This is a genomic window from Pseudomonas sp. NPDC087804, assembly GCF_044742965.1.
In the GTDB taxonomy this organism is placed as follows: Bacteria; Pseudomonadota; Gammaproteobacteria; order Pseudomonadales; family Pseudomonadaceae; genus Aquipseudomonas; species Aquipseudomonas rustica.
The window spans coordinates 1-16,234 of the sequence record NZ_JBIUVN010000044.1 but is presented as its reverse complement, the minus strand read 5'-3'; the positions used below and the strand labels follow the sequence as shown (position 1 = coordinate 16,234).

The window sequence follows — 16,234 nt, the reverse complement described above, 5'->3', positions numbered from 1 at the left end:
CGCCGATGCCGTCTTCACGCTGGATGTTGAAGTGGAACACCTGGTTGACCGCAGTCTTGTTGGTGTTCAGGTACTCAACGAACGCACGCAGGCCGCCTTCGTACTTGAACAGCTCTTCCTTGCCGCTGCGCTCGTCCTTGAGGACGATGCCGACACCGGAGTTGAGGAAGGACAGCTCACGAATACGCTTGGCCAGGATGTCCCAGCTGAAGTGAATATTCTTGAAGGTGTCAGCCGACGGCTTGAAATGAATCTGGGTGCCGGTGGTTTCGCTGTCGCCAACGATAGCCATCGGTGCCTGAGGCACGCCGTGGACGTAGGTCTGTTCCCAGATCTTGCCGCTGCGGCGAACGGTCAGTACAAGTTCTTCGGACAGCGCGTTCACTACAGAAACACCTACACCGTGCAGACCGCCGGATACTTTGTAGGAATTGTCGTCGAACTTACCGCCAGCGTGGAGGACGGTCATGATGACCTCGGCGGCGGAAACGCCTTCCTCTTTGTGCACGTCTACCGGGATGCCACGGCCGTTGTCTTTAACGGTGATGGACTCATCCGGGTGGATGATGATGCTGATGTCGTCGCAGTGGCCGGCGAGGGCTTCGTCGATCGAGTTGTCGACCACCTCGAACACCATCTGGTGCAGACCGCTGCCATCGTCGGTGTCACCAATGTACATACCGGGACGTTTGCGTACGGCATCCAGGCCTTTCAGCACTTTAATGCTCGTTGAGTCGTACGTATTTTCTTCGCTCAATGCCTTCACTCCCGATGGTCGTGGGTCTGGGTGATACGGCCCTGTTCCACGTGGAACAAAGCGACTGGCGTTTCCGTCTGCCAGCCTTCCCTCAATAATTCGTGATCTACACAGGTGATAAACACCTGGCAGCGTAAGTCTTCCAGCAAACGGCACAGCGCGCGGCGGTGGTTCTCGTCCAGTTCGGACGGCAGGTCATCCACCAGATAAATACACTGACCGCGTCGGGCCTGGCTGACCAAGTGCCCTTGGGCAATCCGCAGTGCACAGACCACCAACTTTTGCTGACCCCGGGACAAAATGTCCGCGGCGTTGTGGGCGCCCAATCTAAGACGCAAATCAGCGCGTTGCGGTCCGGCCTGGGTATGACCCATTTGCTGATCCCGTTGCAGGGATCCAGCCAGTACGGCGCTCAATTCCCGGTCTTTGTCCCAGCCTCGGTAATAGCTGAGCGTCAAACCTTCGAGCTCAACCAGTTCGCTCAAGGTTTGTTCAAAGACTGGTTTCAAGGCTTTGATGTAAGCGCGGCGGTATTCATCGATTTCAGCGCTGGCCTGGCACAGTTCCCTGTCCCAAACCGCTTGTGAAACGGCGTCAAGTGTACCATGCCGCAGCCAGGAGTTTCTCTGGCGCAAGGCCTTCTGCAAACGCTGCCAAGTGGCCATGAAACGCGGCTCAACGTGGAACACGCCCCAGTCGAGAAACTGCCGGCGAATCTTCGGCGCGCCTTCAAGCAGGCGGAAGCTGTCCGGGTTGATCAACTGCAGCGGCAGGATCTCCGCCAGTTGCGCAGCGCTGCGGGCGTTCTGCCCGTCAATACGTATCTGGAACTCGCCCTGACGATCGCGCGAGATGCCCAAAGCGCTATGGCCACCCTCGGCCAATTCGACCTGACCGAACACAGTACAGGCGAGTTGTTCGTACTGGATGACCGGCAACAGACGCGTGCTACGAAACGAACGGGCAAGCCCCAGCAGATGAATGGCTTCCAGAACACTGGTTTTGCCGCTGCCGTTAGCGCCGTAAAGAATGTTGATGCGGGGGGAGGGGGAGAAGGTCACCGGGTGCAGATTGCGCACCGCGGTGACCGAAACACGACTTAAGGACATCCAGGGTCAGCTGATTACAGACGCATCGGCATGACAACGTAAGCCGAGTCGTCGTTGTCAGACTCTTGCACCAGCGCACTGCTGTTGGAGTCGGACAAAATCAGGCGAACCTGCTCGGTGGTCATCACGCCCAGCACGTCGAGCAGATAGCTCACGTTGAAGCCGATTTCCAGGGAGCCGCCGTTGTATTCAACGCCCACTTCTTCTTCCGCTTCTTCCTGCTCCGGGTTGTTGGCCTGGATCTTCAACTGACCGTTGGCCAGTTGCAGACGGATACCACGGTATTTCTCGTTGGACAGAATCGCGGTACGGCTGAACGCTTCACGCAACGCTTGGCGATCGCCCAATACCAACTTATCACCGCCCTTCGGCAGAACACGCTCGTAGTCCGGGAATTTACCGTCGACCAGTTTCGAGGTGAAGGTGAATTCGCCGGTGGTCGCGCGGATGTGGTGCTGACCCAGGACGATGCTGACATTGCCGTCCGGCTCGGTGAGCAGACGTGCCAGTTCGAGAATACCTTTGCGCGGCACGATCACCTGATGGCGATCCGGCTGACCGATATCGGCTTTCATCGAGCACATGGCCAGACGGTGACCGTCGGTGGCCACGGCGCGGATGATGCCTTCGGACACTTCCAGCAGCATGCCGTTGAGGTAATAACGCACGTCCTGCTGAGCCATGGCGAAACTGGTGCGTTCGATCAAACGACGCAGTTTGCTTTGCTCAAGGCTGCAGGTCAGCGAACCCGGACCTTCTTCAACGGTCGGGAAGTCGTTGGCAGGCAGGGTCGACAGGGTGAAACGGCTACGGCCGGCCTTGACCACCAGCTTCTGCTCGTCGACTTTGATGTCGATCAGCGCATCGTTGGGCAGGCTTTTGCAGATGTCCATCAGCTTGCGCGCAGGCACGGTGATGGAACCTGTTTCCGCAGGCTCTTCAAGTTGCACACGACCGACCAGCTCGACCTCAAGGTCGGTACCGGTCAGCGACAGTTGCTGGCCTTCGACTACCAACAGCACGTTGGACAGTACCGGCAAGGTCTGTCGACGCTCGACGACGCCTGCGACCAGTTGCAGGGGTTTCAACAGGGCTTCGCGTTGAATGGTGAAATGCATGGTCTAGTCCCTTGCCTTAATAAGCTGCGCTGGTGTTCATCAAGTGGTCAGTGTACGCAGCAGGTTCTTGTAGTCCTCGCGGATGTCCGCGTGGGTTTCCTTTAGTTCGTTGATCTTGCGGCAGGCGTGCAACACGGTGGTGTGGTCGCGGCCGCCAAACACATCGCCGATTTCCGGCAGGCTGTGGTTGGTCAATTCCTTGGACAACGCCATCGCCACCTGACGCGGACGAGCCACCGAGCGCGAACGGCGCTTGGACAGCAAGTCGGAGATCTTGATCTTGTAGTACTCGGCGACGGTGCGCTGAATGTTATCCACAGAGACCAGTTTGTCCTGCAACCCCAACAGGACTTTCAGGGATTCGCGAATCAGCTCGATGGTGATGTCGCGGCCCATGAAGTGCGAGTGGGCGATCACGCGTTTCAGCGCGCCTTCCAGCTCACGGACGTTGGAACGAATACGCTGGGCGATGAAGAACGCGGCGTCGTGCGGCAAGTCGACTTTGGCCTGATCAGCCTTTTTCATCAAGATCGCCACGCGGGTTTCCAGTTCCGGCGGCTCGACGGCAACCGTCAGGCCCCAGCCAAACCGGGATTTAAGGCGCTCTTCAAGGCCTTCGATTTCTTTCGGATAGCGGTCACTGGTGAGAATGACCTGCTGGCCACCTTCAAGGAGGGCGTTGAAGGTGTGGAAAAACTCTTCCTGCGAACGCTCTTTACGGGCGAAGAACTGAATGTCATCGATGAGCAGCGCATCCACCGAACGGTAGAAACGCTTGAACTCGTTGATCGCGTTCAGCTGCAGCGCCTTGACCATGTCGGCCACGAAACGCTCGGAATGCAGGTACACGACCTTGGCATTCGGGTTCTTCTTTAATAGATGGTTACCCACCGCGTGCATCAAGTGAGTTTTACCCAGGCCAACGCCACCATAAAGGAAGAGTGGGTTGTAGCCGTGCTTCGGGTTATCCGCCACTTGCCAGGCCGCCGCGCGGGCGAGCTGGTTGGATTTACCTTCGACGAAATTCTCGAAGGTGAACGTACGGTTCAGGTAGCTGGTGTGCTTGAGCGCACCTTCGACCTGCACAGTGCGTTGCTCGGCGCGAACCGGGGCCTGCTGCGAAGCGGCGCCGGACATCGGGTCGAAGCTGTCGCGAGACGGTTCATCGCTGACTTCCGGGCTTTTCTGCGTCGAGCGCTTGGCGCTCGGTGCTGGCGTCTGAGTCGGCGCTGGCGTGTTCACCGGGGCAGCATTCGCTTGCGCCTGGGAAGCTTGCGCTGCCGCCAGTGGCGCATTCGGTGCGGCACGCGGTGCCGAGCTGCGTTTGCTGCCTATTAATAAGGAAAGCGCAGGCGCCATGCCGTTGCCGTGCTCATCCAGCAGTTCAAGGACGCGCCCCAGGTACTTTTCGTTGACCCAGTCCAGAACAAAACGGTTCGGTGCGTAGACGCGCAACTCGTCGCCTTCGGCTTCGACCTGTAGTGGACGGATCCTGGTGTTGATTTGTTGGGCAGGCAGCTCCTCGCGCAAAAGCTCCACGCACTGCTGCCAAAGTTCCACTGACACGGATATCCCCTAAGTTGAAAGCCGGTGAGGCAAAAACAAGCGGCCATTGTAGCGGCGAGCCGCCCACTTATCCACATGCAGGTTGCCCGGTGAACATGATTTATCAATGCGTTAAACCAAAAAAAGGCGACCAACGGTGTGTGAATAAGCTCTGTGGATAACCGCCCCTGAGGGCACTGGACAACTGGGGGTTGAACTCGGTGGATAACCTGCCTGTGGATAACAGGCCATTCCACGCACAGGTTATCCGACAGTGCAGCACAGGCTGAACACGGTTTTCCACTGTAGTTGTCATTCTCTGTACATCACGTGAAATAAGGGCTAATGGCACTTATCCACAGAAGATGACGGCCCTAGCTTTAATAAGCTTTACAAAAAAGCTTTAAATAAGTCCCTTCTTTATTTTTATGTTTGGCAGACAGGCTTTCAGCCAAAGAGGCCCCCCAGATCTATTTATAAGGAAACGCTGGTTGGAAATTGACCTGAGGGCTTGCTTTCTCTAGAATCCCCGGTCTCTTAAAACGGGGGCCATTCCGGCCCGTTGTGGACGAACCAGGTAACACGACAATGAAACGTACTTTCCAACCAAGCACTATCAAACGCGCCCGTACTCACGGCTTCCGTGCTCGCATGGCTACCAAGAACGGCCGTGCTGTCCTGTCGCGTCGCCGCGCCAAAGGTCGTGCGCGTCTGGCAGTTTGATAATCCGGTACTGGAGGTGAGTCAGGACTTCAGTCGGGAAAAGCGTCTGCTTACCCCCCGGCATTTCAAGGCAGTCTTTGACTCCCCTACCGGCAAGGTTCCGGGGAAAAATCTCCTGCTCCTTGCACGCAACAACGATCTTGATCACCCCCGTCTCGGGCTGGTTATCGGGAAAAAGAGCGTAAAGCTCTCCGTTGAGCGCAATCGCCTCAAACGTTTGATGCGCGAATCGTTTCGTCTGCACCAGGATTCACTGGTCGGCTGGGACATCGTTATCGTCGCGCGCAAAGGTCTTGGCGATGTAGAAAACCCCGAATTGATTCAGCATTTCGGCAAGCTCTGGAAGCGTCTGGCACGCAGCAAGCCAGTTCCAGAAGTCAAAACCGAAACTGTAGGGGTAGACAGTCCTGATGCGTAAACTGGCCCTCGTTCCGATCCAGTTTTATCGCTATGCCATTAGTCCTTTGATGGCCAGCCACTGTCGTTTCTACCCCAGTTGTTCCTGCTACGCGTATGAATCCATTGAAAATCATGGCCATCTGCGCGGTGGCTGGCTGACCTTTAGTCGTTTTGGTCGCTGTAATACGTGGAATCCCGGTGGTTATGACCCGGTTCCACCTATCCCTACCTCCCGTTCTTCTTCGATGGCCGAGTAATCATGGATATCAAACGCACGATCCTGATCGTCGCCCTGGCAATCGTGGCCTACGTTATGGTTCTTAAATGGAACCAGGACTATGGTCAGGCTGCTTTGCCGACTCAGAATGTTGCTTCCAGTACGACTACATCCGGTTTGCCGGACACCGCCACTGGCAATAATGCTGCCGCCAGTGACGATATTCCGCGCGCCGCTAGCGATACCAGCGCTCCTGCCGAAACACCGGTAGCCGCCAGCAAGGATCTGATCCAGATCAAAACCGACGTGCTCGATCTCGCGATCGATCCACAAGGTGGTGATGTTGCTCAACTGACCTTGCCTCTGTATCCACGTCGTCAGGATCGTCCTGATGTTCCGTTCCAGCTGTTCGATAACGGCGGCGAACGTGTTTATCTGGCCCAAAGCGGTCTGATCGGCACCAACGGCCCGGACGCAAACCCGGCCGGTCGTCCGGTCTACTCCTCGGAGAAGAAGACTTATCAACTGGCTGACGGTCAGGACCAATTGGTCGTAGACCTGAAGTTCAGCAAGGACGGCGTCAATTACATCAAGCGTTTCACCCTGAAACGCGGCCTGTACGACGTAGCCGTTTCCTACATTGTGGATAACCAGAGCGCTCAGCCCTGGAACGGCGCAATGTTTGCTCAGTTGAAGCGTGATAACAGCGCTGACCCTTCGTCCACCACTGCTACTGGCACCGCGACTTACCTGGGCGCTGCCCTGTGGACAAGTTCGGAGCCGTACAAGAAAGTGTCCATGAAGGACATGGACAAGGCGCAGCTGAAAGAAACCGTCACCGGTGGTTGGGTAGCCTGGCTGCAACACTACTTCGTGACCGCGTGGATTCCGGCGAAGGGCGAAAACAACGTCGTTCAGACCCGTAAAGACAGCAAAGGCAACTACATCATCGGTTACACCGGTCCAACACTGACCGCAGCACCAGGTGCCAAAGTTGAAACCAGCGCTGTGCTGTACGCCGGTCCGAAAAGCCAGGCTGTGCTGAAGCAGTTGTCCCCAGGTCTGGAACTGACCGTCGACTACGGCATTCTGTGGTTCATTGCTCAACCGATCTTCTGGTTGCTGCAACACATCCATGCGATCGTTGGTAACTGGGGCTGGTCGATCATCTTCCTGACCATGCTGATCAAGGGTCTTTTCTTCCCTCTGTCGGCTGCCAGCTACAAATCGATGGCGCGTATGCGTGCCGTTGCACCGAAACTGGCTGCACTGAAAGAACAACATGGCGATGACCGGCAGAAAATGTCGCAAGCCATGATGGAGCTGTACAAGAAAGAGAAGATCAATCCGCTGGGTGGTTGCTTGCCAATCCTCGTGCAGATGCCGGTTTTCCTTTCGCTGTACTGGGTTCTGCTGGAAAGCGTGGAAATGCGCCAGGCGCCGTTCATGCTGTGGATCACTGACCTGTCGATCAAGGATCCGTTCTTCATTCTGCCGATCATCATGGGCGCAACCATGTTTATCCAGCAGCAGTTGAACCCGACTCCTCCGGATCCGATGCAGGCGAAGGTCATGAAAATGATGCCAATCATCTTCACCTTCTTCTTCCTGTGGTTCCCGGCTGGTCTGGTGCTGTACTGGGTTGTGAACAACTGCCTGTCCATCACCCAACAGTGGTACATCACACGTAAGATCGAACGGGCTACCAAAGCAGCCGCTTGATTTACACTGTGGATAACCACTCAAAACGCCCCCTAGTGGGGCGTTTTGCTATCTGTCATTTTTGTCTGGATTCCGGTTAATGAGCGTACCTCGTGAAACCATCGCCGCTGTCGCCACCGCTCAAGGCCGTGGTGGTGTGGGCATCGTCCGTATTTCCGGGCCGTTGGCCAGTGTTGCGGCGAAAGCCATCAGCGGCCGCGAACTGAAACCGCGTTACGCCCATTACGGCCCGTTTTTAACTGACGACAAACAGGTGCTCGACGAAGGTCTGGCGCTGTATTTCCCGGGGCCTAATTCGTTCACCGGTGAAGACGTTCTGGAATTGCAGGGCCACGGCGGCCCGATCGTTCTGGATATGTTGCTCAAGCGCTGCCTGGAACTGGGCTGCCGTCTGGCGCGCCCGGGGGAATTCAGCGAACGCGCCTTCCTCAATGACAAACTCGACCTGGCCCAGGCCGAGGCGATTGCCGATTTGATCGAAGCCAGTTCTGCACAGGCTGCGCGCAACGCGCTGCGTTCTCTGCAGGGGGCGTTTTCTCAGCGTGTGCATAACTTGACCGAACAGTTGATCGGTCTGCGCATCTACGTCGAAGCCGCCATCGACTTCCCAGAAGAAGAAATCGACTTCCTCGCCGATGGCCATGTGCTGAGCATGCTCGACAAAGTGCGCGATGAATTATCCACAGTGCTGCGCGAAGCCGGGCAGGGTGCCTTGTTGCGCGATGGCATGACCGTAGTGATCGCCGGCCGTCCGAACGCCGGCAAGTCCAGCCTGTTGAATGCGTTGGCCGGTCGCGAAGCGGCAATCGTTACCGAGATCGCCGGCACCACTCGCGACATCCTCCGTGAACATATCCACATCGACGGCATGCCGTTGCACGTTGTCGATACCGCTGGCCTGCGTGATACCGATGATCATGTGGAAAAGATAGGCGTCGAGCGCGCATTGAAAGCCATTGGCGAAGCTGATCGGGTGTTGCTGGTAGTCGACGCCACTGCGCCGGAAGCGCTGGATCCGTTTGCCCTGTGGCCGGAGTTCCTCGAAACCCGGCCGGATCCGGCGAAAGTCACCTTGATCCGCAATAAAGCCGACCTGACCGGCGAAGCCATTGTTCTGGAAACCAGTGAAGACGGGCACGTGACGATCAGTCTCAGCGCCAAGTCGGCCGGTGAAGGCCTGGATCTGTTGCGCGATCATCTCAAAGCCTGCATGGGTTACGAGCAGACGTCGGAAAGCAGTTTCAGTGCACGTCGCCGGCATCTGGAGGCCTTGCGCCACGCCAGTGCGGCACTGGAACACGGCCGCGCCCAGCTGACCTTGGCTGGCGCCGGAGAGTTACTGGCGGAGGATTTGCGCCAGGCCCAGCACTCTCTCGGCGAAATCACCGGGGCTTTCAGCTCTGATGATCTGTTGGGACGAATCTTTTCCAGTTTCTGTATCGGCAAATGACAAAAGGGGCTGTGGACAATTTATCCACAGCCCCTTTTTCGTTTTACCAGTTGTAGGAAACTGTACCGAGCAGAGTGCGATCCTCACCCCAATAGCAACGACCCGCGTCGTTGCAACCCGACACATATTCCTTGTCGAACAGGTTCTTCGCGTTCAGGTCGACGCTCCAGTGCGTATCGATCTGATAACCGATGGCCGCATCCATCAAAGTGACGTCGCCGGCATCCAGCTTTCCGTAGAGAGAAGGCGAGGTGTAAGCGAAGGCACTGTCGAAGTAACGCACACCGCCACCCACATACAAACCTTTCAAGTCGCCATCGAGGAAACGGTATTTCGCCCATACCGAAGCCTGATTACGTGGCACGCCGGTCATTTGATGGCCTTTGACCAATGACGTCGCGGCATCTTTGGTGATTCGCGCGTCGGTGTAGGTATAAGCCGCAGTCACGTTGAGGTTCTGGGTCAGGTTGCTGTTGAGTTCCAGTTCCACACCCTTGGAACGGCTTTCGCCCACCTGGCGATAGCTCGATGTGGTGGCGTCGAAGTAGGTGTCGTCCTTTTTGCGCAGGTCATACACCGACGCCGTAAACGCGGTGTCCCAGCCTATCGGTTCGTACTTCAGGCCCACTTCATATTGGCTGCTGGTGATCGGATCGAGTGGCGCGCCGGCATTGGAAATCTGCTGCACCGGCACGAACGAGGTCGAGTAGCTGACATACGGCGTCATGCCATTGTCGAACTGGTACATCACGCCGCCCTGATAGGTGAACTTCTTGTCCTCGGAGCTGATGTCGCTCGACTGAGCGACCTTGTCGCGGAAATCACTGTCGACCCAATCCTGACGGCCACCGAGCAGGAACAGCCAGTGGTCGTACTTGCTCTGGATCTGTGCATAAACGCCTTTCATCTGCTGTTCCAGCAAGGTGTTTTGCACCGCAATCGGTGTCGTCGGATCGCGCAGGTAAACCGGGTTATACACATCAATCGGCCCGACGATGCCGGCGTTCCAGTCCTGATTAAAGGAGGTGCGATCGTAGCTGGCGCCGAACAACACGGTGTTCTCCAGACCGCCGACCTGGAATTTGCCTTCCAGCTGGTTATCCAGCGAGTACACCATCGATTTGTTGAAGCGATCGTAGGCAGTCATGTTGAGACGCGTACCGAACCCGGCGTTATTGAGGTTGCCCGGCCAGGTTTCGTGACGGGTGATGCGCGACTGCATGTAGCGCGAGTTCTGGCGGAACTGCCAGTCGTCGTTGAACGAGTGGCTGAACTCGTAGCCGGTGCTCCAGGTTTCCCGTTCGAAAGTGTTCCAGTCTGGGTCGCCGAGCATGGTGCCTTTGGATAACTTGCCGTTGGGGTTGGTCAGCAAAGTCCCGGCGGCCGGTAGGCCAAGTTCCATGTTGGTGTGATCCTTCTGGTAGTTGGCCAGCAGGGTCAGCGTGTTGTAATCGTCGAAATTCAGGGTCAGCGATGGCGCGATGTAAATGCGGTCGTCCGGAACGTGATCGGTCTGGGTGTCGGACTTGCGGCCAAGCATCACCACGCGCCCGAGAACATTGCCGCTGTCATTGAGCGGGCCGGAGACATCCACGCCGAGCTGCCGGCGATTGTTCGAGCCATAACCCAATTGCACTTCGCCTTGCGGTGCGGCGGTTGGGCGTTTGCTCACCAAATTGACCAGACCGCCCGGAGCGTTTTCCCCATACAGCAGAGACGACGGGCCACGGAAAATCTCGACGCGCTCCAGTCCGTAGGGCTCGGTGCTGGTGTCATAGCGGTTGCCCTGTACGCGTAGTCCATCGCGCAACAGACCGTAGCCATAATCGGTGGCGTTGAAACCGCGAATATAGAACAGGTCTCCAGCCAGACTGTCGCCGGCGGCGAACGGTGGGGCAAAGATCCCCGGCACGTAGCCAAGCACCTCGGTGAGTGTCTGAGATTTCTGATCTTTCATGCGTTGTGCGGTAACGACTGACACCGAGCGCGGCGTTTCCGACAACGGCGTACTGGTTTTCGTACCGATTCGACTGTTCTGCGCCTTGTATCCGACGTCCGCCGCGTAATCCAGATTCATCGGGTTGGCCAACTGACCATTGATGTTGGTCGGGGCCAGCTCCAGCGAATCACCGTTTGGCAGCGCCTGCAGAATGTAACTGCCCGGCGCCTGCGGTACGGCTTGCAAACCTGAGCCTTGCAGCAGTTGGGCAAAACCTTGGTCGACGGTGAAGTTGCCGTTCAACCCGACACTGCGCAAACGGCTGGTCTGTTGCGGCGAGAACGACAGAATTACGTTGGCGGCCGAGGCGAACTGGCTCAGTGCATTGTCCAGAGGGCCCGCTGCAATCGCATAACGCTGAGTGGCCGATGCAGCGACGGCGTTATGGCTGATCACCAGACAGGACGCGGCGCTGGTCATCAGTAGGCTGTAAGCAATGCAGTGGTAGGAAAAACGCTGACGAAACGTGGGAAGACGCATGGGTGGATAAGCCCTGAAGGTGGCAAAGAGCCGCGTTTATCGCGATTACCTGTAGGGCCGGGTCAGGGCAAAAAAAGATAACCCTGTTTGCGATTTATTTTGCCCAGGCGAAATTTCGTTCAAACGTTGTGGCTGATCGAGACCCAGTAACGAGTGAAATAGCGCACGTTGATCGGCAGCGACGCCTGTAGATTGGCCAAGACTGCGTCAGTTGAATTCAGGCGGAATGTCCCGGAAACCCGCAGCTCCCGGGCACGCGCGTCGCAATGCAAAACTCCGCTGCGATAACGGCCCAACTCGTCAATCACATCGCCCAAGCGTGCATCGAGGACGATCAATTGGCCGTTGATCCACGCCACTTCCGAGGGTTTGAACGGATGAATGAGCCCTATGTGTTGACGATCAAAATCAGCGCCTTCGCCTGCCTGCAAGATTTTTGCGGCCGTTGAAGTATCACCGGGCTGAACACTGATCCGGTCTTCCAGCACTCCAACTCGGGTAGAACTCGATAGCTGGTGAACGGAGAAACGAGTGCCCAATGCTTGAATCCGGCCATCCCGGGTTTCGACGAAAAAGGGCCGTTGATCACCCAGCTTTCCGGTTTGAATGAGGATCTCGCCGGAGCGCAGGCGAATCAGCCGCTGAGCCGGGTCGAGAGACACATCAATGGCAGTGTCGGTGTTGAGTTGAATCTGGCTGCCATCCGCCAATGTGATATTGCGACGCTGGCCAACGCCGGTTTTATAGTCGGCCCAGACATTTCCCAAGGAAGTGTGTTGCTGAACATTCCAGCCAACGAACCCCGTGCCCGCAGCGAGCAGCAACAGTTTCAGCACTTGGCGACGTTGCTGACCGTTATTTAGCGCGCGACGTTTCAGATCCTGTGGCAGCGTGCCGAGGTGGCGCTGCAATTGTTCCATCTGGTTCCACGCCGCCAGATGCGCCGGGTCGCTATCTATCCACAACTGCCAGGCCTTTTGTTCGGCGAGCGTTGGCGGATCAGCCTGAAACTGCACATACCAACTGGCGGCCGCTTCGAAGATCTGGCGATTGGGGGCGAGGGCCATCAACGTTGCGCCATGATCAGGGCACATTCCGTCAGCGCGCGGATCATGTGCTTCTTCACCGTGGTCAGCGAAACCTTCAGCTGCAAAGCGATCTGTTGATAAGTCAGGCCATCGATTTGCGAGAGCATAAAGATTTGTTGGCTTCTGGCGCCGAGCCCGGCCAAGGCTTTATCCACAGCGATCAGAGTTTCGATGATCAGCGCCTTGTCTTCCTCGCTTATGGCGGTGGCTTCCGGTCGAGCCGCGAGGGTCTGCAAATACGCGGCTTCGATGGCCTGTCTTCTATAACGATCAATGACCAGACCGCGTGCAATGGTCGCCAGATAATCCCGTGGCTCGCGAATCTGTGCGGCATTGCGCGCCGCTAGAATCCGCACGAACGTGTCATGCGCGACATCGGCGGCATCGCAGGCGTCACGCAATTTTCCCTTGAGCCACCCGTATAGCCACGAATGGTGTTGCTCGTAGATTTGCTCGATCGCAGCAGTGTGGGCGGGTAAGGACATAGGAAAATTGGGCGAGTTAATGATAATGCCTATTATTAGCCTCTGTTACGTCCTCTCACAATAGCCCTCGCACTTCCCTCCATCGGCTTCTTTGTCGCCAGCGAACCCTCGTTGGCGATTTTTTTTGCGCCTCGAAAACGCCGTTTTATCGATTTTCTGTGGATTAAGCACTGTGAATAACTGCCACTAAGGGCAGTTGATAACAGGGCTTCAAAACTGGATATAAACCCCTCTGTGGATAACCACCCCTTTCATCCACAGGCTTAAACCGGTTATCCAAGGCCCTCATTGGCACATGAACACAGGGTTTTGAATCTCTGTACATATTGAATATAAAGGCCTGTAGCGATCTATCCACAGAAAGTAGGCTCAGTAGAAATAAACATAAAAACAAAGGTTTTATAAATTTCTCTCTTTTTTATTCTTTTAACCTTGAGTTCTCCACAGCTGGTTAAATTTTGTGCAAAGGGTTCTTTAGGAAGGGCGAAGTCCCTATACTTGTCGACCAGGTTCAAAAACCTGATCTCAAACTATTCCTGAATTACCTACTTAAGCAGGCACGAGGTGCGTGGTGGATTTCCCTTCCCGTTTTGAAGTGATCGTCATCGGCGGCGGTCATGCCGGTACCGAGGCAGCACTGGCCTCAGCACGTATGGGGGCAAAAACCCTGTTGCTGACGCATAACGTGGAAACTCTCGGTGCCATGAGTTGCAACCCGGCCATCGGTGGCATTGGCAAAAGTCATCTGGTCAAGGAAATCGACGCCCTCGGCGGCGCGATGGCCATGGCTACCGATAAGGGCGGCATACAGTTTCGCGTGTTGAACAGCCGCAAAGGCCCAGCCGTACGGGCGACCCGTGCGCAAGCTGACCGTATTCTGTACAAGGCCGCTGTCCGCGAAATCCTGGAAAACCAGCCGAACCTGTGGATATTTCAACAAGCCGCTGACGACCTGATCGTCGAGCAGGAACAAGTCCGTGGTGTTGTCACGCAAATGGGTCTGCGGTTCTTCGCCGATTCCGTGGTGTTGACCACCGGTACGTTCCTCGGCGGACTTATCCACATCGGTTTGCAGAATTTTTCCGGCGGCCGTGCCGGTGATCCGCCGTCGATCGCCCTGGCACACCGTCTGCGTGAAATGCCACTGCGTGTCGGGCGCCTGAAAACCGGCACACCGCCGCGTATTGATGGCAAATCTGTGGATTTCTCGGTGATGACCGAGCAACCCGGTGATACGCCGATCCCGGTGATGTCGTTCATGGGCAACAAAGAACAGCATCCACGCCAGGTCAGCTGCTGGATTACTCACACCAACGCCCGCACCCACGAAATCATCGCCGCGAACCTCGATCGTTCGCCGATGTATTCCGCTGCCGGTGAAATCGAAGGCATCGGCCCGCGCTATTGCCCGTCGATCGAAGACAAAATCCACCGCTTTGCCGACAAGGAAAGCCATCAGGTGTTTATCGAACCGGAAGGTTTGACCACCCACGAGCTGTATCCGAACGGGATATCCACAAGCTTGCCGTTCGACGTGCAATTGCAGATCGTGCAATCGATTCGCGGCATGGAAAACGCACACATCGTGCGTCCGGGTTATGCGATCGAGTACGACTACTTCGATCCGCGCGATCTGAAGTACAGCCTGGAAACCAAAGTCATCGGCGGTCTGTTCTTCGCCGGGCAAATCAACGGCACCACCGGTTACGAAGAAGCCGGCGCTCAAGGTTTGCTCGCTGGCGCCAACGCCGCACTGCGCGCCAAGGGCAAAGAAGCCTGGTGCCCGCGTCGCGATGAAGCCTACATCGGTGTTTTGGTCGACGACCTGATCACCCTCGGTACCCAAGAGCCGTACCGCATGTTCACTTCCCGTGCCGAGTACCGCCTGATCCTGCGCGAGGACAACGCCGACTTGCGTCTGACCGAAAAAGGTCGCGAGCTCGGTCTGGTCGATGACGCGCGTTGGGCGGCCTTCTGCAAGAAACGCGAAAGCATCGAACTCGAAGAGCAGCGCCTGAAAAGCACCTGGGTTCGCCCGAATACCCAGCAGGGCGATGCGATTGCCGAAAAATTCGGTACGCCACTGACTCACGAATACAACTTGCTCAACCTCTTGAGCCGTCCGGAAATCGACTACGCTGGTCTGGTCGAAGTGACCGGCAACGGCGCCGAAGATCCACAGGTTGCCGAGCAGGTTGAAATCAAGACCAAATACGCCGGTTACATCGACCGTCAACAGGACGAAATCGCCCGTCTGCGCGCCAGTGAAGACACGAAATTGCCTGTGGATATCGATTACACCAACATTTCCGGTCTCTCCAAGGAGATCCAGAGCAAGCTCGGCGCGACTCGACCAGAGACGCTGGGCCAGGCTTCGCGGATCCCGGGCGTGACCCCGGCAGCGATTTCGCTGTTGATGATTCATTTGAAAAAACGCGGCGCGGGCCGTCAGTTGGAGCAAAGCGCTTGAGTTCTAAGGTCACTTCGCAACACGCCGAAGAGTTATCCACAGGAGCCCGCGAGCTCGGTGTCAACCTCACTGAAACCCAGCACGAATTGCTGCTGGGTTATCTGGCCCTGTTGATCAAATGGAACCAGGCCTACAACCTGACCGCTGTGCGCGATCCGGATGAAATGGTTTCGCGGCACTTGCTCGATAGTCTCAGCGTGATGTCGTTCATCGAAAACGGCCGCTGGCTCGACGTCGGCAGCGGCGGCGGCATGCCAGGGATCCCGTTGGCGATCCTGTACCCGGACTCGCAAGTGACCTGTCTGGACAGCAACGGCAAGAAAACCCGCTTCCTGACTCAGGTCAAACTCGAACTCAAACTGGATAACCTGCAAGTTATCCACAGTCGTGTCGAAGCTTTCCAGCCTGCAGAGCCGTTCAACGGGATCATTTCCCGGGCATTCAGCAGCATGGAGAACTTCACCAACTGGACTCGCCATTTGGGCGACGCCGATACACGCTGGCTGGCAATGAAGGGCGTTCATCCGGCTGATGAGCTGGTAGCATTGCCGGCAGACTTCAAACTCGATAGCGAACGCGCCCTGGCCGTACCCGGTTGCCAAGGCCAACGCCATCTGCTGATACTGCGCCGCACGGCATCATTGGCAACACAAGCCAGAAGGGCTAAGGTCT

General features: G+C 56.6%; 14 protein-coding genes. 7 read left to right on the top strand and 7 right to left on the bottom strand.

Annotation, left to right across the window (positions count from 1 at the left end; translation table 11 throughout):
- The 4 genes from ACIOMO_RS27155 to dnaA form a co-directional block, all read right to left on the bottom strand.
- A partial coding sequence (locus ACIOMO_RS27155; protein ID WP_401244561.1) for an ATP-binding protein occupies positions 1–757 on the bottom strand: 757 nt, incomplete at its 3' end.
- A gap of 5 nt (positions 758–762) precedes the next feature.
- Positions 763–1,866 carry a DNA replication/repair protein RecF gene (gene recF, locus ACIOMO_RS27150; protein WP_053125303.1) on the bottom strand — a complete coding sequence of 368 codons (1,104 nt, stop codon included), beginning with the start codon at positions 1,864–1,866 and terminating at the stop codon, positions 763–765.
- Positions 1,867–1,880: 14 nt separating this feature from the next.
- Positions 1,881–2,984 carry a DNA polymerase III subunit beta gene (gene dnaN / locus ACIOMO_RS27145; RefSeq protein ID WP_053125301.1) on the bottom strand — a complete coding sequence of 368 codons (1,104 nt, stop codon included), beginning with the start codon at positions 2,982–2,984 and terminating at the stop codon, positions 1,881–1,883.
- Positions 2,985–3,023: 39 nt separating this feature from the next.
- Positions 3,024–4,550, bottom strand: coding sequence for a chromosomal replication initiator protein DnaA (gene dnaA / locus ACIOMO_RS27140; protein ID WP_401244559.1), 1,527 nt, complete (start codon positions 4,548–4,550; stop codon positions 3,024–3,026).
- A gap of 567 nt (positions 4,551–5,117) precedes the next feature.
- Here dnaA and rpmH point away from each other — a divergent pair.
- From rpmH to mnmE, 5 genes are all read left to right on the top strand, one after another.
- The gene (gene rpmH / locus ACIOMO_RS27135) at positions 5,118–5,252 is read left to right on the top strand and encodes a 50S ribosomal protein L34 (RefSeq protein ID WP_003213577.1); all 135 of its coding nucleotides are present in this window, start codon (positions 5,118–5,120) and stop codon (positions 5,250–5,252) included.
- Positions 5,253–5,268: 16 nt separating this feature from the next.
- Entirely contained in the window at positions 5,269–5,670 is a 402-nt protein-coding gene (rnpA, locus tag ACIOMO_RS27130) for a ribonuclease P protein component (RefSeq protein WP_042704971.1), read from the top strand.
- Positions 5,663–5,908 carry a membrane protein insertion efficiency factor YidD gene (yidD, locus tag ACIOMO_RS27125; RefSeq protein WP_401244557.1) on the top strand — a complete coding sequence of 82 codons (246 nt, stop codon included), beginning with the start codon at positions 5,663–5,665 and terminating at the stop codon, positions 5,906–5,908. The genes rnpA and yidD overlap by 8 nt, the downstream gene beginning before the upstream one ends.
- 2 nt (positions 5,909–5,910) lie before the next feature.
- Positions 5,911–7,590 carry a membrane protein insertase YidC gene (gene yidC / locus ACIOMO_RS27120; RefSeq protein WP_053125297.1) on the top strand — a complete coding sequence of 560 codons (1,680 nt, stop codon included), beginning with the start codon at positions 5,911–5,913 and terminating at the stop codon, positions 7,588–7,590.
- Positions 7,591–7,669: 79 nt separating this feature from the next.
- Positions 7,670–9,040, top strand: a complete 1,371-nt coding sequence (mnmE, locus tag ACIOMO_RS27115) for a tRNA uridine-5-carboxymethylaminomethyl(34) synthesis GTPase MnmE (protein ID WP_400755708.1) — start codon at positions 7,670–7,672, stop codon at positions 9,038–9,040.
- Between the two features lie 43 nt (positions 9,041–9,083).
- Here the strand turns inward: mnmE and ACIOMO_RS27110 are convergent, their stop codons facing one another.
- The 3 genes from ACIOMO_RS27110 to ACIOMO_RS27100 all read right to left on the bottom strand — a co-directional run bounded on the left by ACIOMO_RS27110 (position 9,084) and on the right by ACIOMO_RS27100 (position 13,092).
- Positions 9,084–11,519 carry a TonB-dependent siderophore receptor gene (locus ACIOMO_RS27110; protein WP_401244555.1) on the bottom strand — a complete coding sequence of 812 codons (2,436 nt, stop codon included), beginning with the start codon at positions 11,517–11,519 and terminating at the stop codon, positions 9,084–9,086.
- A 119-nt stretch (positions 11,520–11,638) separates the two neighbouring features.
- Complete coding sequence (locus ACIOMO_RS27105; protein ID WP_401244553.1) at positions 11,639–12,586, bottom strand: FecR domain-containing protein; 948 nt, start codon at positions 12,584–12,586, stop codon at positions 11,639–11,641.
- Positions 12,586–13,092: a sigma-70 family RNA polymerase sigma factor gene (locus tag ACIOMO_RS27100; protein WP_401244551.1), complete on the bottom strand. Its 507-nt coding sequence runs from the start codon at positions 13,090–13,092 to the stop codon at positions 12,586–12,588. The genes ACIOMO_RS27105 and ACIOMO_RS27100 overlap by 1 nt, the downstream gene beginning before the upstream one ends.
- A 571-nt stretch (positions 13,093–13,663) precedes the next feature.
- Between ACIOMO_RS27100 and mnmG the strand changes: the two genes are divergently transcribed.
- Both mnmG and rsmG read left to right on the top strand, forming a co-directional pair.
- Positions 13,664–15,562, top strand: a complete 1,899-nt coding sequence (mnmG, locus tag ACIOMO_RS27095) for a tRNA uridine-5-carboxymethylaminomethyl(34) synthesis enzyme MnmG (RefSeq protein WP_053125290.1) — start codon at positions 13,664–13,666, stop codon at positions 15,560–15,562.
- A partial coding sequence (rsmG, locus tag ACIOMO_RS27090) for a 16S rRNA (guanine(527)-N(7))-methyltransferase RsmG (RefSeq protein WP_401244549.1) occupies positions 15,559–16,234 on the top strand: 676 nt, incomplete at its 3' end. The genes mnmG and rsmG, both read left to right, overlap by 4 nt.